We start from the raw sequence: 26585 nt of genomic DNA on the forward strand, positions 1-26585 counted from the left end.
CTCCGAAATCGTCACCAGCCCTTGTAGGGCATCACCGGCGCCTTCTCGGCATTGCCCTTCGGCCACACCGAGACGTAATTCTCGCCGTCCTGAAGCTGGATGATGTAGGCCGACGCCAGCACGTTCTGCCCCTTCTCGTCGAACTTCACGCCTTTGTAGCCCATGATGAGTTGCTCGGGCTTGAGGTCGGTCGCCTTCAGCGCCGCCTGGATTTTCGCAGGATCCGTCGAGCCCGCGCGGTCGATGGCGTCGACCAGCACGAAGAAGCCCTGCATCTCGCGCCCGACCGTGTCCTCCATCTCCTCGCCGCTCTTCTTCTTGTACATGTCGGCGATGACGGCACTCGGCGAGCCGGCAGGGCCGACGGCCCAGGACGAGCGGTTGAACACGCCCTGCGAGAGCTTTCCGACCGCCTTGATGAAGGACGGATCGGAATAGCCGGCATCGTCAGCCAGCAGCATCGGCGGCTTGTAGTCGAGCGATTGCATGGTTTTCGCAAACAGGATCGCATCCGACGTGTAGGAGATCATCAGCACGACGTCGGGCTTCTTTTCCTTGAGCTGAAGCACCTGCGCCTGCAAGTCGGTGGCGTTGACGGCATAGGCGACGTCGATGACTCCGGTGCGCCCCTTCTCCTCGAAGCCTTTGGTGATCGTGTTGGCGACGGAGGTGCCGTATTCGGTGTTGTCATGGACCAGCGCGATCGTGTCAGTCTTCGCTCCGGCCGCCTTTATGTCGGTCAAGAATTCGTCGTAGATGCGAACGAAATCCGGCGCGATCGGCGTGGTGCGGAAAAACCATTTGAAGCCGCGCTCGGTGAGATTGGCGGCGACCGATTCCGGCGTCAGGTATGGAATGCCGTATTTCTCCGCAATCGCGCTCGACGTCAGCGTAATGCCGGACTGGTAGGCGCCGAGGATCGCGACCACCTTCTCTTCCGTGATCAGACGCAGTGCCTGGTTTTGCCCGGTGGCCGGGCTGCCCTGGTTGTCGGCGATGACAATCTCGACCTTGGCGCCGCCAAGGCCTGTGAGCCCGGCGTTCTTGGCAAGCGGCAGCTTGTCGAGCTCGGGATGGGCGTTGTTGATGATGTCGGTCGCGACTTCGAGCGCGGCCTTGGCATGCGCACCGATCGACGCCGTGCTGCCGGACATCGGCAAAATGACTCCGATCTTGACGACCTTGTCCTCAGCCTGCGCGCCTGCCGCAAGCGCAACGGCCATCGCGGCCGCGCAAAGCAGCCGCGTAGTGAGCTTCAATGCCATGAACCACACCTCCCAAAGGGTTTCTCCGACCGGATTTTTTAGGCTTGGAAACTTCGGCGGGCGGCCTGCTTCCATTTGATTTTCCTGGCGCGCGAAGGATGGCATGCCACTCTGGAACCGGCAAGGTGAAACGCGATTGCACAATGCGGCATTGGCACATGCGGACTATGCCCGTCGCAATCGCGAACACGCTTTCGCGCTCGTTGCGCGTTTCGCCTGACCTTTGCCGACGGTCAGGCCGACTCCGCGCGATGCGCCTCGATAAAGGTTTCGAAGCCGCCGAAGATCAGGCGCTTGCCGTCGAAGGGCATGCCGGCGTGCTTCAGGCGGGAATCCTCCATCACCTTCTTGTTGATGGCATCGCGGCTTTCGCGGTCGCGGTAGACGATCCAGGACAGCACCACGATCTCGTCCTCCTTCGCCATCACCGCACGCGGAAACGAGGTCACCTCACCGTAGGGAACGTCGTCGCCGAGGCACTCGATATAGTCGAGCGCGCCGTGCTCCATCCAGACCTCGCACGCCGTTCGCGCCAGCGCCTTGTAGGCGTCGACCTTGTCCTTTGGCACGGCGAGCACGAAACCATCGACATAGGGCATCACGGGTCTCCTTCTGCGAGTTGCCTGCCCCTGAGGACGATTGAGGAGACGACGTCCCGACCGCGGTCTCAGGCTTTGAAGATGGGGCAAACCGTCGCGCACACCGCCGCCTCGCCTGCCCTCGCCGGTCGCGGTTTCGATCGCCTGGTTTCGCGCCAACGAAAATCCCCTCCACAGCAGTGCTTGCAAGCCCAGAGGCGAGCGGGTAGAAACCCACCACGCCTGAGCCGTGATTTGCGCCGCGCGCGCCTCCGGCCGCCGCCCGACAGTTCAATAAACTATTGAATTTGTTAGGCAATTCCGTTGGGGAATGGTGTAACGGTAGCACAACAGACTCTGACTCTGTTTGTCTTGGTTCGAATCCAGGTTCCCCAGCCAGCCGCTAAATCACTGAAATTCCTTCATTATTTCGAATAGCGCCACCCGATTTCGAGCTGATTTCTTGTCGCGCCTGTCGCGCCAAAATCATGTGCAAATTCAAGGGCTCAAGTCCACTCATGGCGGCTCGGCGCGACACGGGGCGCGACAAGACTTTTCCCGATTGTGAAAGCGTTGATAGGCGGCACGCGCCAGCTTGCGCGGCCGCTATAGATGCACAACAGTAGGTAGAAAGACGATTCGCCGTAACCGGTTATTCGGCTTCCAACTGCCGTGCCGATAGGTCTCGATGACGTTTACGAAGCAGCTCCACCGCCTTGGAACGCTGTTCCTTGGCCCAGGCCTCGTACCAAGCGTCAATCACCACCTGATGAGCGCGCAGCAACTCATTCGCATGCTGGAGGACGCCAGTAGTTCCCTGGTGGACTTTGACGATCATGGCGGAATCAATCCTACGTGCGCTGCACGAGCAAACTATCATTTCGTTAAACAGGAGTAAATTCGGTTGAGTGCTGCCTTTGCTCGAATTGACTTTCCCGAAATTTTTCTTGGTTTCGTCGCGCCAGTTGGCGTGGACATGCGGCCATCGATAAAGCACTTTCAGACGCACTTCGAGAAGTTCGATTACAAAGTCATCCCCATTAAAGTGACGGACGTCTTCAAAGAACTTGAGAGACAGGTTCCGCCGAACGAGCCGCTGGCTGCTACACCACCGCATCTTCGTCTGGAGCGGTACATCAAATATGGCAACCAACTGCGTGAATATTTCGAAGACGACCAGCTTTTGGCCGCGCTTTCAATCGTAAGCGTCGTGCAAGAGCGGGTTAAACAAAGCGGTACTCATGTCTCAGTGCCTGAAAAGACTGTTTTTCTTCTACATCAATTCAAACGACGAGAAGAGATCGAACTACTCCGCTCGATTTATGGCCGAGTTTTCTTTCAGATATCGCTTTATTCCCGCACCGGTACTCGTGTCGAACACCTAGCTAACAGCTTCGCGCGAGCTGAAAATATGGGCACGAACGATTCATTTCGCGCAAAAGCGTCCGAGATTATCCAAACTGATCAGAACGAGGCCGACAACGCTCATGGTCAAAGAGTCTCGCAGATATTTCACAATGGCGACCTTATCCTAAATACTGACGAGAGCGAAAAAGAACTTGAAGACCAAATTCGCAGATTTGTGAATCTACTCTTTGGCTCAAACAAGATTTCGCCAAGCCGCGATGAGTACGGAATGTTCGTTGCGAAATCCGCCGCTCTCCGCACACTGGATCTATCGAGGCAGGTCGGGGCGGCAATATTCTCGCGCGACGGAGAAATCGCGGCAATGGGATCCAATGAGGTACCAAAAGCTCGCGGTGGAACCTACTGGTGCGATGACCCTGAGGAATTCGATGACCGAGACTACGTGCGTGAGCACGATAGCAACGACAGACGAAAACGAGAACTCTTATCGGAGGTTGCAAAGGCTCTCGATCGAGATCCGGACGAGGTTTTGAACATACCCGCTATCAGCTCGTCGCAATTTCTAGACGCCCTAGAATACGGCAGAATTATTCATGCAGAGATGTCGGCAATTTGTGACGCCGTACGGTTGGGACGGTCGCTCGGCGGAACAACACTCTATTCAACTACTTTCCCTTGCCACATGTGCGCAAAACACATCGTGGCCGCTGGCATCGCAAAAGTCGTCTTTTTGGAACCATACCCAAAAAGTTTAACTGCCAATATGCACGGAGATTCTGTGCGGCTCGAGGGAGCAGATCGAGGCCGCCATCAATCATATCCAGCTGTCGATTTCTCGCACTTTCACGGTGTAACGCATCGGCGATACAGGGAGCTGTTCGAGCGAAGCAAAAGGAAAGATCGTGACGGCAACTTCTTGGAGTGGAGTAACCCGCTAACCACGGAAGGAAAGGTAATGCCGCGCCCGATCATCGACCTAAAATTTCCTTTTTATCTTCAGCTCGAAGCAAAGATCATCGAAGCGTACGCGAATTTCTTAAAACTGCCCGAGACGCCTTCCGATACATCGAAGCAGTCCGAAGCGATTGTCACCTAAACCAACGGAAACGGCTCAACCGATATCTGCGGTCCCGACGTCGCCCACCAAATGCCGTAGCTGACGGCCAATACGATATCGTCGTGCTTCCCTGCCCTCGCCGACCACGTGTTGGCGCCTGACGCCGTGACGTGCCGCTGAAAGTCCCGCAGCTCATCCCGAAGCGACTCCGCCTCAGTCAGCGCTGCCGCCACGTGCAGCTCTTTCGAGTGCATGGCGGCTTCCATCTTCGAAATCAGGATGGTTTTGGCCACCCTGTAAAGGCGACCTTCATGCGTCTGCTCGCTGCCGGCGGTGATCTGCAATCGGATCAGCCGCAGCCCATTTGCTTCCATCAAGTCGACCACGCCCGCGCCGACGCCGCTTTGGTCAATGACCAGCTTGGCCTTTGCGCTCTTGAGCGGCTCGCGCTGCATCACTTCGTTGATTGCGTTCGCCTGTGCGACGTAATTCATGCCGAGTGGCAAGCGCTGTAAATGCAACAGGTCGAAACGCTGCACGGACTTCTCGCGCCTGGTGCGCGTCTTGTGATCGGCCGTCCATTCGCCGGTACCCTTGATCGTGTGATGCATGATCGCAATCGCGGTGCTGTCGACCGACTTGCCCAAGTCGACGCCCACCACCCACGCGCTTCTCGGGCGCGCTTCGATTACGGTCCAATCAGCAACCATCATGACCATAGCGGCCGCAGCTCCTTGTCAAAGATCCCGTCAATAATTTCGTTCGGAAACGCGGCTTCCTGATCGTCGAGGAATTCCAGTCCGTATTCCGTCCGGAAAGCCGTTTCGCCGAGTGCCTTGCGTTCGCTTGCCAGAAATTCGGAGGTGATGCGTGGGCACATGTCCGGAGTGACGCGGATCTTCTCGAAATCCGACTCCGGATCGGTCCAGCCCTCGTAAAACCAACCCCGCTTTGCGGCGCCGGTCGTGAGGCCGATCAACTGGCCACGGGGATGCACGGCCAGCATCGGCCGAACGGCCGCATAGATTTCGTCCGACACGCGGGCGCCTTCGTCGATAAGCACCAGCCGCACCCGGGCGATACCGCGCACGTTGTCCGCCTCGCCCGGCAAGCCGATGATGCGCGAGCCATTGGGCAGCTCGATACGCTGCACAGCGTCGTTGGCCAGGGTCGCGCCCGGCAGGTGCAGATAGCGGCCCTTGGCGCGGCGAATGAATTCCGAGCTGATGCGCTGGGCCGGGCTGATGACCACGATCGTTTCGCCCGGCTCGGTGTGCGCCACGTTGTTGGCGAGCAGCACGCACGTTTCGGTCTTGCCCGCCTGGCGACATGCCAGGATCAGCCCGCGGCGGGGCGGCCGGCGCAGGAACTCTTGCTGCCACGGATCCGGCTGCACGCCCGAGTCCTCTGCGAACGCCACCGGATCGCAGGCATACGCCAGGTCGCGGGCCATCAGGGACAAGGCGACGCCTCCGGCATCGGCACAGGGCACGGCGGCGGGCTGGTCGGCTTCGCCTCGATGACCATGGGCGCCCTGCCCGCGGCCTTGGTGATGTCCTCCGCTGCCTGCGTCTCCATGCCGGCGAGCGCTCGGCCGACCGCAATGCGCGCCTCGGTGAACGGCGCTAGGGCCCGCAACAGCACCTCACGCAGGCGCAGATAGTCCGGATGCGTCAAGATGTGCTGGTGGCGCGTCTCGTGGACGTTGACCAGAACGCCGAGCAGCTTGGACACGAGTTGCAGGTTGTTGGTGATGGCCGCTTCGCCGCGGATGGCTGCGCTGGCGTCGCCGGTCGCCACGGCCAACTCGATATGCTGGCCGATCCTGGCGCGCTGGTGCACGAGATGGTGCAACAGGTTCTCGCCTTCGCTCACCTTGAGGGCGTCTAGGTCGACGGTGCTCGGATGCAAGGCGTGCTGCACCGCCGCGCGCATCTGGGGCGACAGGTGGTTCTTGCCATGGCGCTGTACGCTGTGCGGCGAGATGTCGTAGCGCTTGCCGATCGCGTCGTGACCGAGCCCGTGCGCCAAGGCGACGTCGATAGAATGCCGATGCGGGCTGTTGCAAACCTGGCAGGATCCGGGGCCGGTATTGGCCATTGGAGAACTCGCTTTCAGACAGCGCGAATTGCGCCACCGACCCGCATCACCGGCCGAAGGCGCAACATGTGCGCAACACGATATGAGGAATCTTGTTATTTCAGGTAGTTAGAATGCGAATAGAAGATAAATAATCTGCTAATCTTCGCTTGAAACGTCTGGATCGTGCGCAACGGCGTTGGAAAACCGGCGCGGATTTCCAAGCGCGCTCAGGAGCGATGGACATCGAGCGGTCGAGAGAAGGCCAGCGCCTCGGCCTGCTGTTTTTCAAGCAAGTTATTCTGATGAGCGCTCATTGTTCACTTACTGCACAAGCTCCTTGAGGAGCCTCGCTGGAGAAGCTCCTGGGAAAGTCAATCAGTATAAGTCCAGCGGAGACCACCGGCCGTTCGTCGACGACCTTTGCATACCGCAACAATTTTACCTGAATGTGCCCCCGCAGCCCTCGCGGCAGCAGACACCGTCGAGTAGACAGCGTTGGTGTTGATACACCGGACAGCTCTGGCGCGAGGATGGTTTTCTCCAGTCCGAGAAGTGTGCGCCGGATTCTTTCCCGCCTTGTACTCAGTTAGATATGCGAAGCGTATGCCTTTCGTGTGTCCACGTTTTCCGTTGCAAACTGATGAGACAAGTCCTTGGGTTGATCCAACGGCCTTCGCAGCGGCAGTAGCTGATGCGAACACCTCCTTGCTATCAAGACGAATTACGGCTTTCGATTCATTGAATACTCCTCGCTCCTTGCGCATGCGCCGAATTCTTAGAATCGGTGGAATAAACTTTGGAGACTTCTCCCAGTACCCCGGATCTTTTTCTTGTAGTGCCGCGACTGCTCCTCGCAAATCTGCTAAAAGATGTGGCACACACTGTTCTTGATAGATCTCGGAATCGCCGGACCAGCGTTGCCCTGATCGAAGGCCAGCAAGGAACACCTTCGTATCGCGCCAACGAAAATATTTTCCATGTAAGTGCCGCTCGAGTTTAAGTGCGTCGAGTTCATCCAACGTTGTTTCGAAGATGATTTCGCGTAACGCCTCGCGATATCGACTCATCACGGTACGATTGGTCGTTCCTAATTTATAGCCAGAGATACCGAATATTTCGACCTTCAACAGAGCAAGCGTGGTTGGTTGTGACCTCACGACTCCTTGTTCCAGTCTCTGAATTCTAGTTTCCGCGTAGCCCGTGCGGAGACGTCCACATTTAGGGCATCCGTGTTTCGTTTGTAGGAAATCTCCAGGCGTCATTTGGAATTCTGAATGGATTGAACAAATGATTGTTGTGGTCTTTCCCAAGCCTCCAAACTTAGCCTTCGATAAGTCGAACTGATCCCCGAACTTCGCAAAAATGCGTCGGCGGATTTCTTTTTCGCTCATCAGTCGATTCAGGCCCGCTCCCTGGCTTACACACTTTGGACATCCATGCGACGATGCGCGAAGACTATCCGGAGTGCCCTTGAATTCGATGCCGTGCATCTTGCATCTAACTTGGATAGGGCTTCTCGAAGAGATGTAGTGGGAAATAAGCTCAAGCCGATCTCCGAATCTCGACTTGAACTCTTTAGCGAACTTTCGCCGCCCAGCATCCGTCCGACTGGTAGATCGAACATCAACCCCGCATTTTGGGCAGCCATTGGCCGACTGAAGGTGCTTATCCGGCGTCTGCTGGAACTTCCCGTGATTGGGACAGATGATGATGATTGGCTTTTTCTGTCGCTGGTACGCCATCGAAGAATAGTCAAACCTATTGCCGAACTTGGCGTGAGCGTCACGCAAGAAGCGCTCCTCATTCGCCTGACGAATCTTCTTCAGCCCCTCGCTAGAATAACGTGCCATGAATCACCTTTTCGCCGATTCAATCACGTCCGCAGCGGCCGCGCAGTTGTCCAGCCTAGCAATCATTGCCGACCACTCTGGCCCGTTCCGTCCCCTGACAATAGGGTCTTCTCTATGGTCTTCCAAAGCTGTCTACCAATGTATCGCATATCGACCCGTCTGATCCTGAAGCACTCCTTCACGGGCACCTTCTCATTCGCGTCAGGCCGGCAATAGACCAGGACGTGACGCACGCCCACTCGCCGAAGGTGATCTTGACCGGGCGGTCACGGTGCGGGCTGTTAATCTGGCGGCGCACCGATCTAGACATACCGTCATCAAAACGGCACCGGTGCGAGCTGGCAAAATTTCAATCGCTGGGACATCGATGCCCGGCGGGACCACTGCGTATTGGGGCGTGGAATCTAGGTCCGCCCGGTGAGCACCCGGAGACCGCGTGGATCGGCTGCGGACTTTGGTCATCGCGACAAGTGCGTCAGGAGGGACTCGCAGGCTTTCTCGGCTTCAGAAAACGTTTCAAAGGGCGAGCCGCATACCTTAATGGCGGGTCTGTTCGGATAGAGTGGTCGCCACGAGGCTAAAAAGCCGGGCTTCCCGTGAAGGCCGGGCCCGGTGCGGCTTTCGTAGCTGATTACGAACGAAAAGCCGCGGCTATTGCGCTCCATACTTCCAGATCCTTTACGGGACTGATAATGCGACTGAACTGCATAGCGCATCCGAAAAAGCAGGAATGGAAAGTGCTTTCGCTGAGTCGGACAATGCAGCGCAGTGAATAAACGGCTGTTTTCCCCAGCAGTCGTATTTGCCCAAGTCGGGGCTCCTGATCAGAGCTGCTATTTTTCACTGTCGGCCCGTGTCAGCCGCTCTAGGAGCTTCCGAGCCTGCTCTTCTGACAATTCGCACGCCAAGCCGCGTAGTAACCGGGCAGGCCCGCGACGCTCTCTGTCCCAGATCATCCACTTGTCCTGTACCGCGCCTTTCCTCAAGACGAAGCGAGACGAGGTTGGCTGTCAGTCATCCTGCCTTCGCACTTCAGCCCGATCTCTGGCGTATGGCCTACGAAATGGCCCAGGCCCTTACTCGCGGTCACCTTGGCATCGGTCTGCTTTCTCCGGTTCGTTCTTCCAGCCAAGAGTGGATGCATGAAGGCGAAATGAGCCGTCTGGGTAAATGGGGATTGATTGTGCCCGCGAAGACCACCGAGCCTTCTTCGAGCATTAATTGCGTGAAAGCCCTAGCTTCTGCCTCGGTCGCAAACATCTTCGTCTCGCGAGCGCGGCTACGCTGCTTGGGCAGGACACCGCGCTTGAGTTCAAACGTGACGTACCAGGTCGGCGTCATTGCACCTCCAGCCCCCTTTTGCAGCACTCTAGTCTATGCCGATTCGGGATGACTTGGTTACAGTCCAACGGGTGCGGAACACGTGGAAAAGCGGCAGCCCCTGCAATCCGGAATCCCTGCCCTGTGCTAATCGCCCGCAACGACGCGGGCCGCACAAGGATTCGTCCCGGTAGGAGCGATCTCGATGCTGATGACCAACGAAAGGCGACCGGCGATCCGCACGCTTCGCGGCTGGGCGATCAGCGTTCTGCACGAAGCAGGCGCCATCTGTGAATGCGAGGAGCACGGCTGGATGCAGGACCGCGCCGATCCGCACGCTCGTCAGCGCACCTTCGACATTGCGCAAGGCGATCCGCCGCCGGGCGTCTCTCCAGCGGACGCGGCCGCCGAGCTTCGCGATGTCGTACATTCGATCGGCGACACCTGTCCGGAGTGCCAAGGGGATTGAGCCCCCGCCGCGCCCGAAGGCGGCTAGGCGGCGATCGGCCCCGATACTGCCCGGAGCTCGTGGCTCACGGTTGCGTCCCCAGGCTGGCGGACTGCTCCCTCGGAATGGTGAATGCGATCGGGAAGCTTTCAGCGGCCAGAGCGTCCAGCGCAGTCTGCTCCTCGGCCAGACGTCTCTCGATGAACTGGCGCTCCAGGTCGGACAGTCTTGTCCGAAGCAATCGCCGGTAGCGGTGGATGTTGTTCCGGTGCGCGCGAATGCGGGCCAAATCTGCATCGAGCATCGTCGTCATTCCTTATTATTCTCATCTGGTGGCGGGATGAAATCGTAATGCTGGCGGCCGAGGAAAGTGTCAGGCACCGGGAGCCGCAGAGCATCTCGCGCCCTCTTGATGGCCTTCCACGCACGCGCTTCTAGATCGGCCGTCTCGGCGGCCAGATTGACCGGCGAGTAGATCTCGCGTCTCGCTGACTTCGCGGGTTTCCGTGGCTGCACCTGCGCCTGGAGCATGCGGGCGATGGTTTGATCGGATACGTCGCTTGCCAGATGCGGCGATGCTTTTTTCATGACGCTATCCTCCGGTCAGGCCGCAGCACGTCGCTCGGTCGATCGAACACGCATCGGCTTGCCGCCGGGCGGGTGCCGAGGTCCTCCGTCCAACGTGCAAAGCGCCTCAAGGATTTCGTCGATGGTGACCGGCGCCTTTAGCCCTTCCGGAGCCCGCAGGGAGGGGCAGGATACGATCGTTGATGCATCCGAGGCCCATGAAGCCAAAATGGCGCGCTTCTCGCCGAGGCTGAGGCCGGGATGCGAGACCACATCCCGCGGGTGTTCGAACCGGGTGCCGGGATGCAGCAGGTAGTCGAAGTCGAATACGTTGTCGTCGATGGCGGTCGTCGGCCGCATGGCTGCCTCCATTTCAAAGACGAGTGAGAGCTGGGCCGCGCGGGAAAGCCCGCGCGGCTGGGACCGATTGACTACCTAGGTTCAGGCGGCCTTCGCTTCGATCTGGGTGACGTTGCCGCTGCCGATCGGAATGTGGCGCGGCTTTATCGCCTCGGGGATTTCCCGCTGCAGGTCGATCACCAGTAAGCCGTTCTCGAAGCGGGCGCCCTTGACCTCGACGTGGTCGGCCAGCGTGAACTGGCGCTTGAAGTTGCGCGCCGAGATGCCGCGATGCAGGAAAGTCTTCTCTTCCTTCTCGTTCCTGCGGCCTTCGAGCGTCAGCACGTTCTGCTCGACGGTCAACGCGACCTCATCCGGCGTGAAGCCGGCGAGCGCCACCGAGATCTGGAAGCGGTTCTCGTCGAGACGTTCGATGTTGTAGGGGGGATAGCTCTCTTCGGCGGTCCGCTGGACCTCGTCGAGAACGTCGAAAAGGCGGTCGAACCCGATGGTCGACCTCCAGAGGGGAGTCCAATCATACCTCATATCCAAATCCTCCTTGGAGCAAGATGGGTACGAGCAGGCTCCGGACACCGTCCGGCGCCCGACTCAAGTGGCGGGACCCGAAGGCGTCCCGGTCGCGCGATGGCGACGCCAAAAAAATTTAGAAGCCGGAAAAAAGTTTCAAGACCCCGAGGCAAAATTTTTGCGGAAGGAATCGCAATACTTAATGCGGTGTTACCGGCCTACTCCCGCGCGCGCCACAGCGCGGCTTGGAGCCGTCCTCTTTCCTTTTCCCGCCGGTCGTCCTCGGCCTGCGTGCGCTTCTCGATAGCCTCGGCCTCGGCTTGCAGGTCCGCCGCGTTCTTCGCGTGCTCGCGCTCGGCCTTGTCCAGCGCGGCTCGGGCTTTCGCCGTCGCCTTCTCCCGCCGTTCGCGATCCCTTTCCCGGGCGGCCTCCTCGCGCCGGCGCTCGGCGTCGCGACGCTTCTTCTCCTTCTCGAAATCAGCGGCGGCCTCTCGGGCGTCCCGTTCGCTGATCTTGGGAGCGGGCCGCTTTGCCGATTTCGCGTGACGCTTTCCCCGCCGACCGTTCTCCCCCGATCCTAGGTCGGACGGGAGATCGGAGTGCTCGGCGAAGCGCCCGTTCGATCCCGCCGGCCGCTTGAGCACCACGCCCGGCTTGGACATCGTCGCGGCGACTACGTCGGGGTCGTCCGTCTCTCTGGCGACACCTTGGTGGAAGAGATTGCTGCCAGCGCCCCACGCCTCCAATGCCGCCTTCATCGAAGGCGCCGCGATCGCGAGATCGTAGAAGGCCAGCGAAGTCTGAAATGTCTTGAGCTTCCTTGCCATGAAGCCGTGCGGCCCTCGGTTTACTAGCGCCGCCGTGCGACCCAGACTCCGAGCAGGAACGCGACGAACAGCGACTGCAGCGGGGCGCTCACGGTCACCTCGCGCAGCCAATCGGCCCAGCGCATCGCGGCCTCCTGCGAAGGCGACTGGAGCGGCCGAGGCTCCCTTCCCGGCCCCGCCGCAGCGCCTCTCCTCTCTCCGGAGACCTGCTCCACGCCATCCGGATCGCTCACAAGCCCGGAGGCTTCCGTCATTGCCGAAGCTTCTCTCATATCCATGCGGCTCTCCTACCATGACGTCAGAGCAACCCGCGTTCGGACCGCTGTGTTCCTAAGCGCAGGAGCGTGCCGACGAGGCCCTTGTCCAGTGGCTCGAGCGCTATGATGTGTGTTCGGTTCGTCAGAACCACTCGGCCGATCGCGACTTTGTCCATCTCCCGGATAGTCTCGCGGATCACCGCGAAGGCATCATGGCCAACCTTGCCGTCCGGTCGCAGGTAGTAGGGACGGATCAGGTAGCGCGGGTCGATGTCGGCTCTGTCGACGAACTCGTCGATCTCGATGGTGCGCGTTGATTCCAACGCGATCTCCTCGAACTCCTCCTTGGTGACCTCGACGAACTGATCCTTCTCAAGCTGATAGCCCTTCACGATGTCCTCATTGGGCACCTCCGCCGGTGTCGGCATCGACCTTCAGGTATTTGATGCGGTGCCCTGTCTGTCGCCTGAGTTGGTTGAACGAGATCTTCTCGCTTTCGGAAGTCGCCGGATAAAGCGCGACCGGACAGGTGACTAGGGATAGACGCAAGAAGCCTTTCCAATTGGCTCGTGGGGCCATTTACGCAAAACTCCGGGCGGCTAGGATTCAAGACGAGCAGGAAGGCTTGGTTCCGACAGTGGTCTAGAACGCTACGCCCGAATGGTTCAGGGACTGATGCCGCTCAGCACAAGCCCGGCTTTCACGTTGAGGACGATCCGGCCGGAACGGGTATCTGTCAAACCCTTCTGAAATCGCAGGTTTTCGCCTGCGCCGGCGAGCATCTACGGTCCTACGGACCTTTTTGCCGCCCCTAGACCGTAGTTTTGCAGCAAACCTGCGCAGCGCATCGGCCTTGCCAGACACCCTGCTCTCCTCCGCCAACTCCAGGCAGAGCCGCTCGAACTTCTTGAGCTCGTCGATGATATGCTGACCCCGCCCCATGGCCGCGGATCAGACTCCGGCGACGATTCCTGCGTCAAGTACAACTTCTGGGCTACTCCGAGAGCGCGCCTCGCTTTGCCGCTCTTTGACGGTAGGGTGAATTTGCGCGCGGCGGAGCGCACAGGGAGGGACGGCTCTGGTGTGTCTCCAGCCTCGCGCGCCGGAGCCGTTCTCGTTTGCAGGATCGGACTGGCCGGCTGGCGCAAATGACACTTTTGGCGTGAGGACCCATAGGGTCGCGAGGACAGCCGTGAAATCCCCCGTGGTGAAGCGCTCCATCGTCGTCGGCGGCCACAAGACCAGTGTCAGCCTGGAAGAGGCGTTCTGGACGGCCCTGAAGGAGATCGCCCGCCGGCGCAACATGACACTGTCGGATCTGGTTGGTGAGATCGACCGCAACCGCCAGCAAGGTAATCTATCGTCCGCGATACGCCTCTACGTCCTCGACTACTTCAAGAACCGCGCCATGGCCTATGAAATTGCGCAAAAGGCTAGCGGCGAATAGGTGCGTTATTGAGCCCGTTCCATACAACCGATCAGACTCCCGTACGGTGCCTAACGGAGGCCGCCCGTGTCACGCGACACGCAGGTTCACGTGCCACACTTCCAACGCTGTCATTCCGCGCCGCTGCCGCGCATGCTCGGCACTGGCACCGCCCTTGCTCATGAAACGGTAAACCGATCATTGGCATTGAAAGGTGTGCCGCAATGAGATCCATGGTGTTTCAAAGGAGTGCGGCCGGCATTGCTGTCAGGTACGCACCTCCGATCTTATTGGACCGTCTGCTGACACGGCGAAAAACCCTCCGGCTGCGCCGAAAGCTGCCGTCCTGGACGGGCCTTGCGCTACTGGTGCTTATCGCGGACATCCTGATAGCGGTGTTCGCCTGGGTCGCCGTCAGCTTCGTCCTGAGCTGAGATGTCCCCCTTATGCAGGTGGAACGCTGCTGCCAGCAGGTAGGCGATCTGGCTGACGACCAGGCATCCGGTGACGACGGACACCCCAGCGAGAAAGCCAAAGCCGGAGGCCTGAAGAACGATCGCGGCGAGGATCGCGATCGCCGGAGACACTAGCACCATGGCCCAGACCCGAAAGAACAGGCCTATCGCCAGTCCGATGATCGCGCTCCCTAGCAGGGCTAGGATAGTAGTCACATTTCGCTTCCAGTTTGATCGCGGACCGCACTGCAATCCATAGTTCGTCATCTGGATCGTTAACAAGAATGGGGTTGTCCGCCGCGCCGACAAGGCGGAGGTAGTGTTAACTGCGACAATCTACTTAAAATTGATCTCAACGCGAGCGAGACCTGTTCTGCCTGGTCTCGAAACTTCCCCTGCGATCGGCCTAGCGCGGCGGCCGGCAGAAGCACTGGTTCAAGGTCAAGAACCGCAGTCATCCAGCGATGGAGCGGGAGTTGTAAAAGGAAAAACCCGCCGGCATTGGCGCCGACGGGCTTTCATGTCCGGTCGCGGTAGGAAGGAGGCTGGGCGGAATTCCCCGCGACCTCTTCAGCATGCTCCTCAATGGTTGATGAAGGATTGCCGGCTTCTGCGCGCAACCGGGCCAATGGTTCTCGGGCAAAGACCTACCGACCCCGCTAGGCGCGCCCTGGACTGAACGCCGACAAAGGGGCGAGCTGTAGAGCCGCTATTGCCTCCTGGGGCGGACTCAGTTTTCATCCCAGTTATTGCGGTCTGACTGTTTATTTGAGGAATTATTATCGTGAACGGCGAAGCCGGTTGCACGCTATGCGGTCAAGCTCGGGTGCTCAAAGCGCTCATTCCCGTGGCGAGGGGTTACGCTCTGAAAATTTATGAGTGCGCCGGCTGCAGTAGCAATCTGACGCTCGTTACCAGACTGAGGATGCCGCGAGCGGCTGCTCGAAATGAAGCGGGGGGAAATTCCGGACATAGGAGCCGGCGTAGCTAACAAGACAAACCCGCCGGCATTGGCGCCGACGTGAACTACTGTTGGAAACCCGGTTTTCGCGGCACGTCTACCATAGCCGTAGCCGTACCCGTTTGCTTCGCCCCGGCGGGCCATTTTTGGAGGATAGCGCTGATGGCTGTTGATCGTGAGGCGCGAGCGAACAGGTGGTGCTCCGAATGCCCGCCTCGCTGATCAAGGCCATAGATGCCTTTGCGAAAAGTCAGGGTGGCTCGCGCTCGGACGCCGTTCGTCAGCTCATCCAACGCGGCCTGCAGGCTTGGATTGAGGATCAACGCTAATACGACAAATTCGAGGAAGGCCGATTCACCAATCGCATACGCGGCGACCGTGAGGCATGTTGCCTGCCTAAGCTGATGTTACGGTCGGCCAGGAAAATTGGCCTCAGCTCTGAGTCGCCTCGAGCTGGGGCTAAAATTTTGTCAAAGCAAAGTCCTGAACAACCGGCGCCCGCGCCGCAATTGGCTGCCGCGTTGCCGGCGACGGCTGCGCGCCGCCAGCCAAACTTTGTATTTTGACGTTCATTTTACTATCTGGCGCTACTGTTTTCGAATTGACCTCTGATGTGATTTCGATGTCCAACGATCGCGCAATAGCACGGCCTTGGTTGCCGGACGAAGAAGCTACGCTCTGCTCACTTATCGACGACGGCGTTCGAGCTGACGAAATCGCCAAACGCCTAGGGCGGTCCCGCCAGGCGATATACGGCCGTACTCAGCGCTTTCGCAAGCAGCGAGGACGGACCAGCCGAAAGAGCGGCGGAACCTTCACGCAATGGCCCAAGGGCTGAGTGAATTCGGCCGCTACGGAGTGCATGCTGGATGATTTATCGTGGCGTCGAGTACTTTATAAACGAAAGCACGAGTCCGAACGTTTGGCGGTGGCGCGTTCTTGTAGGCGAGCCTCCTATGCTGCGCATGGGGGAAGAAGATTCGAGAGACCGAGCCGTCATTCGCGTACAAAGCACCATAGATCAGGCTCTTCCTGACATGAGAAATGAAGGAAGCTAGACGGATACTGTGGAAGGCCTCGGCCGGTCAGCCCCCGGGGCTGGGGCCTTTTCCATTCTCCAAGAATAAATACGCCGCCTGCTTGAAATGTCGCGCAGGCGGCGGTTTCTCCAGCCCCGGGTGGGAATGCAAATCCACGGCATAAGATAGTCTGGTTGAACTGGCTACGGTTCAAACCCATTGCCACTTTTTCCCGTTTTTGCATTTGCGAACGTCCGAGATCGGACTGAAGGTCGCGAACGCTCAGCATTGCGTTACCACGCTCTCCCGGTTTCTGCCTTTTCGTTGATCTAGCTCAACTGCCGCCGTCAAAACGGAGCGCTTTCTATTCTGGAGGGAGATCTCGAAGGGGGCGATATGCGGACCCCGCCATCATGGACATTTCATGTGTTGGCTTGGTCGTTAGCGGCCATCGGCCTGATAGCGATTGCCTCTATGATTCCTCGGCCTGGAATTGAATGAGAGCCGGGCGGCCCTTTAAAGCAGCAGTCCTGAAACCATTTTGAGCGCCCCAAGAAGAAATTCAGCAACGTTTCGGGGGTAAGCCTTCTCCCAGCCGACGTGCCGAGCAGAAGTTGCGGTCAACAGCTTCTGAGGCCGGCAGCTAACGTAGCCGCCTTAGCCAAGCCTCCGCAGTTGTCCCCCACCGCAGCTAAACTTGGGCGATTATGAAGCACGAAACATTGTGGCTCATTGTACCGGCTATCGCCGTCACTGTTACGTTGGCAACAATAGTCCTGCTCATTGGGCGGTAAGCGGCAAATTCGACTGCCTAATCGCACACGGGAACCTGCCGAACTCGGGTAAAGGGGCGCTTCGGCTATTTGAACGAGCAGAATGATGAGCAAGGGACCGACCGGCGTTGAGTATCCGATCTTCCACATAGCGGTACCGACCAAGGACGGCCGCTGGATGGTCTCGGCCATAGTCGACGGAAAGGTCGAAAGGCTATCCGGCTTTCTCGGTTCGCAGGAGGACGCTGAGGCCATTGCGCAGGCGCTCAATGATCGCGAACTCGCGAGATACGAAGCCGAGAGCGGCGCGAAGATCGAAGCGAGCTTCAGGCTTCGAAGCTTGAAGGAAGTCGCTCAGGAGCTCGGCATTTCCTGGACCGACGAATAGACGTGGCGCTGCTGGCGCTGCTTCTGCTGATGCAGCGCGAGCACTAACGCTTTTCGCGGGACAGACTGCGCTCGACCTTCTTCCGGCTAACACCAACTTTTTTGACCGCCTTCTGAAGGCCACGAGGTTACAGAGCCCGTGCGGCAGTTCATCGAACGCTTCACTGGCCGGCCAATTGGCGTGCAGCTGTTGCTGCCGCTAAGAGAGTTCTGAGACTTCTCCCGCAGACGAACTAAGGTCTCCTGTGAGGCGTCGTCTTTGCGTCATTCACCGAAAGGCCCCAGGTCCGTGTGGAGGCGGCTGGGGCCTTGGGGTTGGGCTCTGGTCCGCCAAACCGGGGGGAGATTGACCACCAGAGCTGGTCGAAAACACGTGGCGTCGCCGCTTGTTCCTGGCTCGTAAACCACCATGAAATGGCCGTAATTGAAACTGCCTGGCGACCGCCGGCAAGCAGGTCCTAAGCGCGGTCAGCTTTATGCTAGCCGCCACCAAGTATTCTGAATTGCCGGAGGACGGGTTATTTCCTGTATCAAGGCAGCCCGAGCCTTATTTCGCTCATCTCCATCAAGGGCCTCGCACAGGCTATTGGCCAGAAGGTAACGATCTAAATCCTCTAGCCTGCTATGAAAGCTGCTGAGCTGCGCTGTTGCCTTGCCATAAAGAACGAAAACAATGCCTGCTAGGATTTCGACTATAGCGCCGGAGAAGAAAGCGATTTCACTTGGAAACGCATGCACAAATGCCGCGACAAAGAAGATCAGCCCAACTCCCGAACCCACAAGTGCCCAAAAGAACATGCGGCGCGATTGCGCCAGCGCGATTTGGTGATATTCGGCCAGCAACTCCATCTGTAAAGCAGCAATCAGTTGAACGTTTGCCGGATCAGCCGTCGCGATCCGCTGAATAGTCTCGCGTACAATATTGTTTTCAGTCCTGCCGACGCTGATGCTGCCCAAGACAGCCCGGGCCCATGTTTCAATCGCGAGAAATTTGATCCTGTGCGCGTCCTTTCTTTCCGGCTGGATTTCCACGGCAGTGAGGATTGACTCGACCTGCGGCGCGACGACCTGGCTATGGGTGAGCTCGGTGCGCTCCTCTTTTTCCGGCTGGATTTCCATGACGACAAACTCCGTTCGGCTGGTACCCAGCTCATCAGAGCCAATAGTGGCGCCACGTCGGATATGACCGTTGGGGGCAATGCGGTGTGACCACGACCAAAACGGTTACCAAGGGAACTTGTTCCCTTAGGGTTTTGCTGGGAGGCGCGCTGCCACCGCAAAAAAGGCTACCCTTGCAGGGTGATCGCCCAGCTTTGACGATCCGGCAACGCGGTTGAGCGGTGCTGACGAATTTTCTCTAGAGTTGCTGCTCTGCATGAGTCCGGAATTGGCCCCTCCCGCCATTTGCGTCTGCTCAAATGCGGGCGCTATCGGGACCGAAGCGGACATCGATTGGTAGCGAGCACTGCCCGGCCTCAGTCGCGAATGACCCATATGTATGGTCCGGCCGCGCGTTGCAAGAAGATTTCGACGACCTGGCGGTGAGCGGTCTTGCATCAATGTATCCGGCCTCTGTTTGGAGCGTTGCTCCGGACCATCATGGATATCAGCGCGCTGCGATCTGATTAGCGGTCAGGCCTTGACCGGGCCATTCGGGTCACCAGTGTTCGCATGCGCCGGGAAGACCGATCCTCCATACTCGTCTTATCTTCTCGCAGACCTCGGCGGGTAAGATTACATCGTCGATGGGTCTCTCCTCATTTTATGGCTGTTCCTTTGTTCGTGCCTGGCGTCGTTCCTTCGTCCCGGCCTGGGCGTGCAGAACGGGCCGCGCGGAAGGGGCCGTCAAGGCTGGCCGTCGCACAGGCTTACCTCTTGCTTCCATGCTGCCAGGCCACGTCTTGACGGCCCCGAGCACGGCGCGAGGATCAGGCTGGGCGGTACGCCATCGCATCGGTCTTGTCGCATGCGAAGGCGCGCCCCTTGTTGAGAACCGCCCATGCGATGCGGGCGAGCTTGTTGGCCAGCGCAATGGCAAGCACGTTGTGGTGTAGTCGCTTCTTCGCCGCTTCAATCCAAGATTTGAGGCCATAGCGTTCCCAATGCTTTGGCCCAACCTTGACCAGCACGACCCAGGCCGCCTGAACGAACAGGCTGCGCAAATACCGATTGCCGCGCCTTGATATGCTGCCAAGGATTGTCCGATCTCCCGTCGAGAAGGGCATTGTGGCCGAGTTCCTGTAGCTTGCGGCTGAGATGATGCGCGCCGACGCAAGCCTCCATCCCGATCAGGCACGGCGCCAGGTTGGCAAGTCGCGCCTCGACCTGGCCACGCGACCATTTTTGCCGGAGTACGATCGCACCACGCCGATCGTGCCCTACGACGTGAAACGAGTTCTTGCCGATATCGATACCAACCACGGCAATTGCGCTGCTAGATTTCTGAGACATGGCGCGCTCCTTTTCGGTGCCCCGAACCAGCTTCGATCACTGGCGGGGCTGGAGCACGGCCGGACCATGCCATTAGCAGTCTTTGCCACGCGCTTTTGCATTCGCAGCGGGAGTGTGACACATCGAAAAGTGATATTCTGCGCCCTGTCGTCCTCAAGCTTGATGAGGATCGAATGAACCGGCGGGATTTCGTGGCGGGTACTGCGGCGCTGCTGGTTTCGCCATGGCGTTCGTGGGCGCAGGGGAAGCCTCGCCGGATTGGTTTTCTCGGGGTGGTGGCGAAGTCACTTTTCGCCCCTTTCACAATGCCGAATTCAACAGTACCATAATATCGGCTCCGGAAAATTCGGAGCGTGCATGAAACGGCGCGATTTCGTGGTTGGCTTGGACGTGGGAAGCATGTCGGTCCTCGCGCTGAACGCTTTGGAGCCGTCTTCTTTAGGGAAGGATATCCTATGCACCCAGCAATCAAGGCAATTGCGGTAGGTACTCAATTGTTTATGCCAGCGTCCGATGCAGTGCCAAAGCTCAACGTTGAAGCCACCTGCAAGGCGACGGTGGAGGCCGACAAGGCGGCGGGCTTGGACCTTGGTCAAAGTTTCGACAAGTGCATGAGTGACGAGAACTCAGCGCGAGACCAACTGGGCTCGATTTGGTCTTCGTATTCCCCGTCAAACAGAACTCAATGTGAAAGAGAGGCGACCATCCTCGACGCAAGCTATGTCGATCTCTTGACCTGTCTGCAGATGACTGATGGATCAATCACGACCTCGACCAGTGCTTTGAAGGGCGCGAGCCGAAAGAAGAGGGCGCCAAATTAAGAGTGCTTTTTGCCGCCCAGACAAAAGGCTGGTTTCGACGCCGGGGACGCTGGAAATACGGGGGCTATGTCTGTTTCTGGCCGATTTTGTTGCAGAAGTCGGTAGGATCGACGCTCTCAGCGGGGCTGTGATCTGAAAATTTGGGCTCGCGATCTTTTGGCCGCCTGCCCGGCATGGGCTGCGGAGACGCCCTGGCACTGATGCCTGACGCAACCAACGCGACGGACGCCACTTACGCAACGCATGGTGCGGCCGTGTCGGGTGGATGGAGCGCAAGCTTGGCAAAGCGACGAAGGTTCTGAGCGATTGCTGCAAGCGTAAATTCGAACCGCGCGCCGGCCGGTCCACGCAGTCTCAGGCGGCCGAGCCGCAGGATCCGCTTGAGGTGCGCAAACAGCATCTCAACCTTCTTGCGATCTCGTCGGGTCTGATCGTAGGCAGGCGTCTTGGCGATCGCGCGGGCGACATCGCGCGCTGCCTCGTGCACGTGGCGTGTGATCTTCCGGCTCGGCGAGTTTGGACAGCATTTGGACTTGAGCGGGCAGTCGCGGCAATCAGCGACGCGCGAGAAGTACGAGATAGCGTCATCTCCGCGTGGTCCGCGTGCTCCACTTGAGCGCGGCAGAATCTTGCCGCTGGGGCAGATATATTGATCGCGCGCCGCGTCATAGATGAAATCGTCGCGGCTGAACGTGCCGTCGTCGCGCTGTGACTTGTCGATCACCGGGATGTGGGGCGCGATCCCCTTCACATCGACCAGGAAGTGGAGATTGTGGGCCGCACCGTAGGCCCGGCGAGCCAGTCGGGTTTGATGCCGAACGTCTTCTCAGTCCTTTCGATCATCGTCTGGGATGCGCCAACCTCGGATTGGCGGATCGCCCGGGACGCTTCGACATCCATGATAATGCCGAACTTGATGTCGATGAGGTAATTGTCGGCGTAGGCGAAGAACGCGGCGTTGCGCAGTGCGCCAGTCCACTGCGCGGCTGGGTCGGACGGCGCGACAAACTTCGGCACGACGTCGGTCGCACGACCCCATGCTGGATCGTCGAGATTGGCGAGGTAGTCCTGAACGGCGCGCCTAGCCCTCATCGGGTCGATGTCGTGGCTCCATTTATCGCCCGGCGTCGAGCGGCACTTATTGGCGTCCGCCGCGATCAAGCTGGCATCGACGGCGAAACCATTGCCGCCGACAAGGCCAGCTTTGATGCACGAAACGACGACGTGTTCGAAGACATGACGAAAGACATCATGATCGCGAAAGCGCTCGTTGCGGGCGCGCGTGAATGCCGAGTGATCCGGGATCCTGTCTTCTATGCCAAGGCCGCAGAACCAGCGATAGGCGAGATTGAGCTGAACCTCGCGGCATAGTGCGCGCTCCGAGCGGATCGCGAATACGTAGCCAAGGATGAGCATCCGGATCATCAGCTCTGGATCGACCGAGGGCCGACCAGTGTTGGAGTAATGCGGCGCAAGCTCGACGCGCACCCACAAGAGATCGAGAACTGCCGCAATTTGCCGAACCTGATGGTCGTCCGGTACTACGGCCTCGAGGTCGAACGCATAGAACAGTTGACCCTGCTCACCCTTGCACCGCCCCATCATCGAAACTCTCCGTCGATGGCCGCTTCACCTCGACGGAATCACGGTTCACTCGGCTCCTCAAGAGAGTTCTGCAACAAAATCGGCCCCGTAGCGACGAAATCCAGCGCTTGCTCTCATGTCGGCGGTTAGGGGGAAGACCGGACATGGCCGGGAAGAGGCCATAGCGACGCTCATGACCCGACCTTCGGCGACAGCCCGTTCCGATTTCGGTTATTGGACTAACTCGATGTCGCCAGGCTTCCAGCTTTTGTCGAACCATGGCTCAAGAGGACCGTACAGTCGAAGCAGCACATTCCAGCCCTTGCCAGACATGGTCTGAACCCAGTTGCCTTCCTGCCCAGCGGGGGCTTTGGGACCGAACCAAACAGTAGTCGAGCCATCGGGGTTTTTCTTTAGTCCTTTGGCGTTGCTGTCGAGACCGGCTGACTTCTGGTCTGTCTCCAGCAGCGAGCGCGTCTGATTGTCGTAGACCACAAACGACCAGAACTCCTTTGCCGGGATAGGTCCGGGAAGAGTGATCTTGTAGATCTTGCCTCCATCGAGCTCACTCCCCTTCGCATCGCGGAAGGCGCCAGCATACGCGGATCCTGTCCCGACCCTTGCCATCGACATGGCCGGAGTGATGCCGGTGGCGTAGTAGAAGAACATCGCTTCTGCGTCCAACAGCCGTTCAGCCCCGCTCAGGAATTGATAGCTGCCGCCAACGAATGGCGTTATCCACTGCCGATCTGGATAAATCTTCGTTTGCGGGTCTCGCGAAGAGAACAGGTTTGCCCGTGCGAAACCGTTTGCGACTGCTACGGCATCAGTCAGTATCGCCTTCATCCTCGCGTCGGGGGCGAACGGTTTACCCTTCTTGATACCAATGGCTGCGAACAACCCGACCAGATCAGGGTCGACGAAGTCGGCGGGTTCATTCTGAACCACCGCATTCAGCTCCTCGTAGTAGCGGAAGGTGTTGGAGCTGATCGTATTGTACTTCACACCTGAGGTGTTGACAAAAACAGTCGCCGGAGGATCGCCCGCTTCCGTTAACCCGTGAAGCGGGTAGATCTTGGCATTGTCCTTCACGTTACGGACCGCAGCAGCAATGTCGCCGCCTCTCACGAACGCACGATAGAAGGCCACGAGGCCATTGGTTCTCGGCTTTACCACGTAGTACCCATCGGTCGGCAAAGTGCCGGTGTAGCCCGGAGGCACGAACAGGTACTTGCCGCCGCGACCCGCATCAGGTCCGGTCAGGCCAACGTCAGTGGCCCAGCGGAAATAGGCATCATCAACAGGGCCTAAGACGCCAGGGGGCACCTGCATCACAATCGGTCCATCCTTCAGGTCGATGCAGGTGAACACGTACACCGTTGTCGTGTTCGGCGTCAGGAACAGCGATCGTGCATCCATCAAGTCCTCGGTGATGCCGATCCCTTGATTTCGCTTTACACCGGCACTGTCTATGCCTTGACAGAGCCCATAGACAGACGTTGCGGCCATGCCCTTTAAGAAGGCTTCGATACCACGACCAAAATCAATCTGGTCGTAGACCATCTGAACCGTCTTCTGATCGGGCACGCCGTTGTTGAACCTCAAGGTGCCGATGCGCGTCTCCACCGTGTCCGGTGTCGTAATGTAGGGCGGAATGTCTGCCGAATACTTGGGCACAGGCGGGCTTTGCGCCGAAGCTGGAGTGATGAATACCGGCAGGAGAAATGCCGAGGCGAGTTGGCTCAATCGACGGGCGCGTGAAGGCGTCATTGAAAACTCCTCCATCTATCGAGTTGTGTCGCGGACCTGCCTCAATGCTTCGTTGATCCATGTCAACACTTTCAAAATCTGAGCCCGAAAGTGGTGTCTGGACGGACGAGGAACCTCTGGGACAAAACCAGTTTTGTCTGGGGACATCCGCTGTTGGCCGATTCTGTTGAAAAAGGCCTTTGTCGCGAGCATGCCCATTTTCTGAAGACTTCTGATGCGTTTGACGCAGCGGGACCTGGGGGACCGCGTCAACTTAGTCAGGATCGCTCGGTGATCTTCCTAGCTTTACGACGAAGGCTTTTCTTGCCGGAGCTCGCTCTGAGTTAATTTCAGTGACGTTTTTGTCGTGGCGTTACTTTCGACTTTTTCAACAGAATCGGCCCAAAGGCGAAGTGCCGCGATGTTCGCTCCCGCACCGCTGTTGGGGAAGAAGCAGACATCGGGTGACCGCCTCGCAGCAACTGCCGGCAATCCGATCGAGCATAGCCGCGAACCCCGGACGGGCCGTTACCGGATCCGCGCCCTTCACTGCGGCGACGGTCGGTCAGGTTGCGCATTTCGGTTGGGCCGGCATCACCCCCATCAAAGAAATCTGCCCTTTGAGGGATGAAAATAGATAGCTAAAAAGAGGCACTTCGATTACCCTCCAAACCAACGAGCGGCAGTGCGCGTTTCAATCGCGCATCAAATATACTTCAAAGGTGGAACATTCTGCGCTGGGGCGTCGCCGTCCCGGTGACCTTGCCGCTTTCAGTCTGCGAAGCCTATCGCTGATCTCCCCGCGCGAATGCTTCGAGACGCTCTCCGGTCGCCCCATCAGCGATGAGTGAGACAGCCCGATGAGCCAATTCGAGCTGATGCTCAAGTCGCCGAAGTTCGGGTAGATAGTCCATCAACGCACTCTGCACAGACGGGATGGACAGGGCGTCAGAGAGTGTCTGGCGTCTTAAGCTCGTGGCGGATTCTCTCTTCCTTCAACTGTTGCTCCGCTTCGTACCAAAACTCATCTATCCGACCTTCAGGCTTCCCGGCTTCCTCCCAAAGTTTGTATGCGCGGGCGCGTATCTCGTCTGAGTCTGCTTGGGGCATGGTGTTTCTCTCATCGAGCGCAATGCTAACTGCGGAAGTAACTCGACTGATTTTGAAGGGTTCCCAGATTCCCGAAGGTGCGCCACGCGCTAGAGCCACCCTCACTCAAGAGGCGGCCTGGACCGTTCCTAGCCAAGCAGCCAAGCGGTTACGCGGCAGCCCATGCCAAGAACTCGTTCATTACATGCTCTTTGATCGCCGCTGGCTCCAGCTCCCCTTGCGAAGCAAGCAACAGAATGCGCTCCGCAACCTCAACCGCAGAACGATGTTGCTGCCGGATGAAAGCGGGGCTAGCGAGCACTTCATCGAGAATGGTACGGAGCAATTGCACTGTAGGTGTGTCATACGCCATGTGCTGAATATCCCAAATACTGAAACAATTCATACGCTAGGCCGACGCGTAATATGGAGCGTAGCCTTATCTTCTCGTTCGGTCCGACCAGCAATTTGCCGGAAACCGGTAATCTACGACGGATTTGATTGCGAATCTATGACAGCGAAACAGCAACGCCGCCCGCTCAAAATAGGTGCAGGCGGCACTGTCCAGCCCCGGGAAGGTGATTGCAAAATCCCGGCACGGCTTAGTCTGAACCGCTTAGGCCAAGGTTCAGTGGCACTCGCGGATAAACAAGAGGCCGCCAACTGAGGCGGTCTCAATTTAGGTCGGGCCCTTAGCCCCGAAGAATTCAACCACCCATCGCCGTGTGGCTAGCCGCCTCCGAAATGCTTGAGGCCCCACTCAAACGCGCCCTTTACCAGCGGGTTTTCCCATACCTGCTTTAGCAAGCTCTTTGCCTTTTTCTTCGCGACCGTGCTCGCGTTCGAACTGTCAATATAGTTGTTCAACTGTTCGAGGTCCAAATTGACGTTCTGAGTGTTCCCTTGGCCCCCAACTTGCACGCCTTGAGACCCGTGGATGTTGATGCTTGCGTCGAGCGTAATTGCTGTTGGCGGTATTGCGCGTCCCTCAATTACGTCTGTCCCATCGCCGGTGATTCTCGCGTGTATGACCACATACTCTATAGCGCTCGTCATTGACGATTTGCGGGGCTTCCAATCTATCAGGCCCTTGTCAGCAAGCTGCTCAAGCGCTCTGCCAAGGTCGCGAGATGCTAACTCAAGATCAGCGAAGTCGGCCAATTCAAGATGGTCCCTCGTTTCCCGCAGGTCGTAAAACCGCTTGAGCACAAGGCCCCGCGCGTCGCTGTCATTCATCCTGTAGGCTCCCGCATCAGTTGCAAGGATATTTTACAGACCTCCGCGTGAGCTGCAAGGATTGCTCGCCCTCTCAGGAATGGGTGTTCGCGTCGTCCGAACAAACAGCCTTCCGGCTTGCCGCCCTGATTGATGCACGCCCGATAGA

At 58.5% G+C, this 26585-nt stretch carries 26 protein-coding genes, 1 tRNA gene and 3 pseudogenes; 7 read left to right on the forward strand and 23 right to left on the reverse strand.

What is annotated here, in order from left to right; translation table 11 throughout:
• Nucleotides 1–11 precede the first annotated feature (11 nt).
• Together Q2941_RS25875 and Q2941_RS25880 are read right to left on the reverse strand one after the other, a co-directional pair.
• Nucleotides 12–1265 (reverse strand): ABC transporter substrate-binding protein, encoded by a 1254-nt coding sequence (locus Q2941_RS25875; RefSeq protein ID WP_458194091.1) that lies wholly within the window; start codon nucleotides 1263–1265, stop codon nucleotides 12–14.
• A gap of 233 nt (nucleotides 1266–1498) precedes the next feature.
• On the reverse strand, nucleotides 1499–1864 hold the full coding sequence (locus Q2941_RS25880; protein ID WP_458194092.1) for a DUF1428 domain-containing protein: 366 nt from the start codon (nucleotides 1862–1864) through the stop codon (nucleotides 1499–1501).
• 304 nt (nucleotides 1865–2168) lie between these two features.
• On the opposite strand from Q2941_RS25880, the gene Q2941_RS25885 reads away from it, so the two are divergent.
• Nucleotides 2169–2242 (forward strand) — tRNA-Gln (locus tag Q2941_RS25885).
• Between the two features lie 253 nt (nucleotides 2243–2495).
• Here Q2941_RS25885 and Q2941_RS25890 read toward each other — a convergent pair.
• Nucleotides 2496–2681 carry a hypothetical protein gene (locus tag Q2941_RS25890; RefSeq protein WP_458194093.1) on the reverse strand — a complete coding sequence of 62 codons (186 nt, stop codon included), beginning with the start codon at nucleotides 2679–2681 and terminating at the stop codon, nucleotides 2496–2498.
• Between the two features lie 66 nt (nucleotides 2682–2747).
• Here Q2941_RS25890 and Q2941_RS25895 point away from each other — a divergent pair, with 66 nt between their 5' ends.
• Complete coding sequence (locus tag Q2941_RS25895; RefSeq protein ID WP_458194094.1) at nucleotides 2748–4307, forward strand: anti-phage dCTP deaminase; 1560 nt, start codon at nucleotides 2748–2750, stop codon at nucleotides 4305–4307.
• On the opposite strand, the gene Q2941_RS25900 is transcribed toward Q2941_RS25895, so the two are convergent.
• From Q2941_RS25900 to Q2941_RS25920, 5 genes are all read right to left on the reverse strand, one after another.
• Nucleotides 4304–4987 (reverse strand): hypothetical protein, encoded by a 684-nt coding sequence (locus tag Q2941_RS25900; protein ID WP_458194095.1) that lies wholly within the window; start codon nucleotides 4985–4987, stop codon nucleotides 4304–4306. The genes Q2941_RS25895 and Q2941_RS25900 overlap by 4 nt on opposite strands.
• Nucleotides 4978–5730, reverse strand: coding sequence for a terminase large subunit (locus Q2941_RS25905; RefSeq protein ID WP_458194096.1), 753 nt, complete (start codon nucleotides 5728–5730; stop codon nucleotides 4978–4980). Before Q2941_RS25905 ends, Q2941_RS25900 begins: the two co-directional genes overlap by 10 nt.
• The gene (locus Q2941_RS25910; protein ID WP_458194097.1) at nucleotides 5721–6368 is read right to left on the reverse strand and encodes a hypothetical protein; all 648 of its coding nucleotides are present in this window, start codon (nucleotides 6366–6368) and stop codon (nucleotides 5721–5723) included. The genes Q2941_RS25905 and Q2941_RS25910 overlap by 10 nt, the downstream gene beginning before the upstream one ends.
• 353 nt (nucleotides 6369–6721) lie before the next feature.
• On the reverse strand, nucleotides 6722–8200 hold the full coding sequence (locus Q2941_RS25915; protein ID WP_458194098.1) for a DUF723 domain-containing protein: 1479 nt from the start codon (nucleotides 8198–8200) through the stop codon (nucleotides 6722–6724).
• A gap of 1086 nt (nucleotides 8201–9286) precedes the next feature.
• Nucleotides 9287–9541 (reverse strand): hypothetical protein, encoded by a 255-nt coding sequence (locus tag Q2941_RS25920; RefSeq protein ID WP_458194099.1) that lies wholly within the window; start codon nucleotides 9539–9541, stop codon nucleotides 9287–9289.
• Between the two features lie 184 nt (nucleotides 9542–9725).
• Between Q2941_RS25920 and Q2941_RS25925 the strand changes: the two genes are divergently transcribed.
• On the forward strand, nucleotides 9726–9989 hold the full coding sequence (locus Q2941_RS25925; RefSeq protein ID WP_458194100.1) for a hypothetical protein: 264 nt from the start codon (nucleotides 9726–9728) through the stop codon (nucleotides 9987–9989).
• Between the two features lie 64 nt (nucleotides 9990–10053).
• On the opposite strand, the gene Q2941_RS25930 is transcribed toward Q2941_RS25925, so the two are convergent.
• The 7 genes and pseudogenes from Q2941_RS25930 to ku all read right to left on the reverse strand — a co-directional run.
• Nucleotides 10054–10281: a hypothetical protein gene (locus Q2941_RS25930; RefSeq protein ID WP_458194101.1), complete on the reverse strand. Its 228-nt coding sequence runs from the start codon at nucleotides 10279–10281 to the stop codon at nucleotides 10054–10056.
• Nucleotides 10278–10556, reverse strand: a complete 279-nt coding sequence (locus Q2941_RS25935; protein WP_458194102.1) for a hypothetical protein — start codon at nucleotides 10554–10556, stop codon at nucleotides 10278–10280. Before Q2941_RS25935 ends, Q2941_RS25930 begins: the two co-directional genes overlap by 4 nt.
• Before the next feature lie 15 nt (nucleotides 10557–10571).
• Nucleotides 10572–10895, reverse strand: coding sequence for a hypothetical protein (locus Q2941_RS25940; RefSeq protein WP_458194103.1), 324 nt, complete (start codon nucleotides 10893–10895; stop codon nucleotides 10572–10574).
• An 81-nt stretch (nucleotides 10896–10976) separates the two neighbouring features.
• Nucleotides 10977–11420: an Hsp20 family protein gene (locus Q2941_RS25945; RefSeq protein WP_458194104.1), complete on the reverse strand. Its 444-nt coding sequence runs from the start codon at nucleotides 11418–11420 to the stop codon at nucleotides 10977–10979.
• 200 nt (nucleotides 11421–11620) lie between these two features.
• Entirely contained in the window at nucleotides 11621–12229 is a 609-nt protein-coding gene (locus tag Q2941_RS25950; protein WP_458194105.1) for a cell envelope biogenesis protein TolA, read from the reverse strand.
• A gap of 23 nt (nucleotides 12230–12252) precedes the next feature.
• Nucleotides 12253–12507 (reverse strand): hypothetical protein, encoded by a 255-nt coding sequence (locus tag Q2941_RS25955; RefSeq protein WP_458194106.1) that lies wholly within the window; start codon nucleotides 12505–12507, stop codon nucleotides 12253–12255.
• A gap of 56 nt (nucleotides 12508–12563) precedes the next feature.
• A pseudogene (ku, locus tag Q2941_RS25960) lies at nucleotides 12564–13065 on the reverse strand (non-homologous end joining protein Ku); the annotation flags it as partial.
• A 613-nt stretch (nucleotides 13066–13678) separates the two neighbouring features.
• On the opposite strand from ku, the gene Q2941_RS25965 reads away from it, so the two are divergent.
• Nucleotides 13679–13933, forward strand: coding sequence for a ribbon-helix-helix domain-containing protein (locus tag Q2941_RS25965; RefSeq protein ID WP_458194107.1), 255 nt, complete (start codon nucleotides 13679–13681; stop codon nucleotides 13931–13933).
• A gap of 341 nt (nucleotides 13934–14274) precedes the next feature.
• Here Q2941_RS25965 and Q2941_RS25970 read toward each other — a convergent pair whose 3' ends face one another.
• On the reverse strand, nucleotides 14275–14583 hold the full coding sequence (locus Q2941_RS25970; protein ID WP_458194108.1) for a hypothetical protein: 309 nt from the start codon (nucleotides 14581–14583) through the stop codon (nucleotides 14275–14277).
• 951 nt (nucleotides 14584–15534) lie between these two features.
• Between Q2941_RS25970 and Q2941_RS25975 the strand changes: the two genes are divergently transcribed.
• Both Q2941_RS25975 and Q2941_RS25980 read left to right on the forward strand, forming a co-directional pair.
• Nucleotides 15535–15657: a ribbon-helix-helix domain-containing protein gene (locus Q2941_RS25975; protein ID WP_458194109.1), complete on the forward strand. Its 123-nt coding sequence runs from the start codon at nucleotides 15535–15537 to the stop codon at nucleotides 15655–15657.
• Nucleotides 15658–17226: 1569 nt separating this feature from the next.
• Entirely contained in the window at nucleotides 17227–17508 is a 282-nt protein-coding gene (locus tag Q2941_RS25980) for a hypothetical protein (RefSeq protein ID WP_458194110.1), read from the forward strand.
• 473 nt (nucleotides 17509–17981) lie between these two features.
• Here the strand turns inward: Q2941_RS25980 and Q2941_RS25985 are convergent, their stop codons facing one another.
• Together Q2941_RS25985 and Q2941_RS25990 are read right to left on the reverse strand one after the other, a co-directional pair.
• Nucleotides 17982–18626 carry a TRADD-N-associated membrane domain-containing protein gene (locus tag Q2941_RS25985; protein ID WP_458194111.1) on the reverse strand — a complete coding sequence of 215 codons (645 nt, stop codon included), beginning with the start codon at nucleotides 18624–18626 and terminating at the stop codon, nucleotides 17982–17984.
• A gap of 809 nt (nucleotides 18627–19435) precedes the next feature.
• Nucleotides 19436–19958 (reverse strand): annotated as a pseudogene (locus tag Q2941_RS25990) (transposase).
• A 455-nt stretch (nucleotides 19959–20413) separates the two neighbouring features.
• Here Q2941_RS25990 and Q2941_RS25995 point away from each other — a divergent pair.
• Entirely contained in the window at nucleotides 20414–20779 is a 366-nt protein-coding gene (locus tag Q2941_RS25995; RefSeq protein WP_458194112.1) for a hypothetical protein, read from the forward strand.
• Between the two features lie 232 nt (nucleotides 20780–21011).
• Here Q2941_RS25995 and Q2941_RS26000 read toward each other — a convergent pair.
• From Q2941_RS26000 to Q2941_RS26020, 5 genes and pseudogenes are all read right to left on the reverse strand, one after another.
• A pseudogene (locus Q2941_RS26000) lies at nucleotides 21012–22384 on the reverse strand (transposase).
• Between the two features lie 210 nt (nucleotides 22385–22594).
• A complete protein-coding gene (locus Q2941_RS26005) occupies nucleotides 22595–24133 on the reverse strand; it encodes a DUF1254 domain-containing protein (RefSeq protein ID WP_458194113.1) in 1539 nt (512 codons plus the stop codon).
• A gap of 927 nt (nucleotides 24134–25060) precedes the next feature.
• The gene (locus Q2941_RS26010; RefSeq protein WP_458194114.1) at nucleotides 25061–25222 is read right to left on the reverse strand and encodes a DUF2934 domain-containing protein; all 162 of its coding nucleotides are present in this window, start codon (nucleotides 25220–25222) and stop codon (nucleotides 25061–25063) included.
• 148 nt (nucleotides 25223–25370) lie between these two features.
• The gene (locus Q2941_RS26015) at nucleotides 25371–25574 is read right to left on the reverse strand and encodes a hypothetical protein (protein WP_458194115.1); all 204 of its coding nucleotides are present in this window, start codon (nucleotides 25572–25574) and stop codon (nucleotides 25371–25373) included.
• 356 nt (nucleotides 25575–25930) lie between these two features.
• Nucleotides 25931–26437, reverse strand: coding sequence for a hypothetical protein (locus tag Q2941_RS26020; protein ID WP_458194116.1), 507 nt, complete (start codon nucleotides 26435–26437; stop codon nucleotides 25931–25933).
• Nucleotides 26438–26585: the final 148 nt, after the last annotated feature.

This window comes from Bradyrhizobium sp. UFLA05-153 (assembly GCF_054185185.1).

What these genes read in the sequence shown, in the direction of transcription:
- Q2941_RS25890 (WP_458194093.1), bottom strand. Translation starts at nt 2,681, where the DNA reads ATGATCGTCAAAGTCCACCAGGGAACTACTGGCGTCCTCCAGCATGCG.
- Q2941_RS25880 (WP_458194092.1), bottom strand. Translation starts at nt 1,864, where the DNA reads ATGCCCTATGTCGATGGTTTCGTGCTCGCCGTGCCAAAGGACAAGGTC.
- Q2941_RS25930 (WP_458194101.1), bottom strand. Translation starts at nt 10,281, where the DNA reads ATGACGACGATGCTCGATGCAGATTTGGCCCGCATTCGCGCGCACCGG.
- Q2941_RS25945 (WP_458194104.1), bottom strand. Translation starts at nt 11,420, where the DNA reads ATGAGGTATGATTGGACTCCCCTCTGGAGGTCGACCATCGGGTTCGAC.
- Q2941_RS25935 (WP_458194102.1), bottom strand. Translation starts at nt 10,556, where the DNA reads ATGAAAAAAGCATCGCCGCATCTGGCAAGCGACGTATCCGATCAAACC.
- Q2941_RS25975 (WP_458194109.1), top strand. Translation starts at nt 15,535, where the DNA reads ATGCCCGCCTCGCTGATCAAGGCCATAGATGCCTTTGCGAAAAGTCAG.
- Q2941_RS25980 (WP_458194110.1), top strand. Translation starts at nt 17,227, where the DNA reads ATGAGCAAGGGACCGACCGGCGTTGAGTATCCGATCTTCCACATAGCG.
- Q2941_RS25995 (WP_458194112.1), top strand. Translation starts at nt 20,414, where the DNA reads ATGCACCCAGCAATCAAGGCAATTGCGGTAGGTACTCAATTGTTTATG.
- Q2941_RS26015 (WP_458194115.1), bottom strand. Translation starts at nt 25,574, where the DNA reads ATGGCGTATGACACACCTACAGTGCAATTGCTCCGTACCATTCTCGAT.
- Q2941_RS25910 (WP_458194097.1), bottom strand. Translation starts at nt 6,368, where the DNA reads ATGGCCAATACCGGCCCCGGATCCTGCCAGGTTTGCAACAGCCCGCAT.
- Q2941_RS25940 (WP_458194103.1), bottom strand. Translation starts at nt 10,895, where the DNA reads ATGCGGCCGACGACCGCCATCGACGACAACGTATTCGACTTCGACTAC.
- Q2941_RS26010 (WP_458194114.1), bottom strand. Translation starts at nt 25,222, where the DNA reads ATGCCCCAAGCAGACTCAGACGAGATACGCGCCCGCGCATACAAACTT.
- Q2941_RS25915 (WP_458194098.1), bottom strand. Translation starts at nt 8,200, where the DNA reads ATGGCACGTTATTCTAGCGAGGGGCTGAAGAAGATTCGTCAGGCGAAT.
- Q2941_RS25950 (WP_458194105.1), bottom strand. Translation starts at nt 12,229, where the DNA reads ATGGCAAGGAAGCTCAAGACATTTCAGACTTCGCTGGCCTTCTACGAT.
- Q2941_RS26020 (WP_458194116.1), bottom strand. Translation starts at nt 26,437, where the DNA reads ATGAATGACAGCGACGCGCGGGGCCTTGTGCTCAAGCGGTTTTACGAC.
- Q2941_RS26005 (WP_458194113.1), bottom strand. Translation starts at nt 24,133, where the DNA reads ATGACGCCTTCACGCGCCCGTCGATTGAGCCAACTCGCCTCGGCATTT.
- Q2941_RS25985 (WP_458194111.1), bottom strand. Translation starts at nt 18,626, where the DNA reads ATGGAAATCCAGCCGGAAAAAGAGGAGCGCACCGAGCTCACCCATAGC.
- Q2941_RS25875 (WP_458194091.1), bottom strand. Translation starts at nt 1,265, where the DNA reads ATGGCATTGAAGCTCACTACGCGGCTGCTTTGCGCGGCCGCGATGGCC.
- Q2941_RS25920 (WP_458194099.1), bottom strand. Translation starts at nt 9,541, where the DNA reads ATGACGCCGACCTGGTACGTCACGTTTGAACTCAAGCGCGGTGTCCTG.
- Q2941_RS25900 (WP_458194095.1), bottom strand. Translation starts at nt 4,987, where the DNA reads ATGGTCATGATGGTTGCTGATTGGACCGTAATCGAAGCGCGCCCGAGA.
- Q2941_RS25925 (WP_458194100.1), top strand. Translation starts at nt 9,726, where the DNA reads ATGCTGATGACCAACGAAAGGCGACCGGCGATCCGCACGCTTCGCGGC.
- Q2941_RS25955 (WP_458194106.1), bottom strand. Translation starts at nt 12,507, where the DNA reads ATGGATATGAGAGAAGCTTCGGCAATGACGGAAGCCTCCGGGCTTGTG.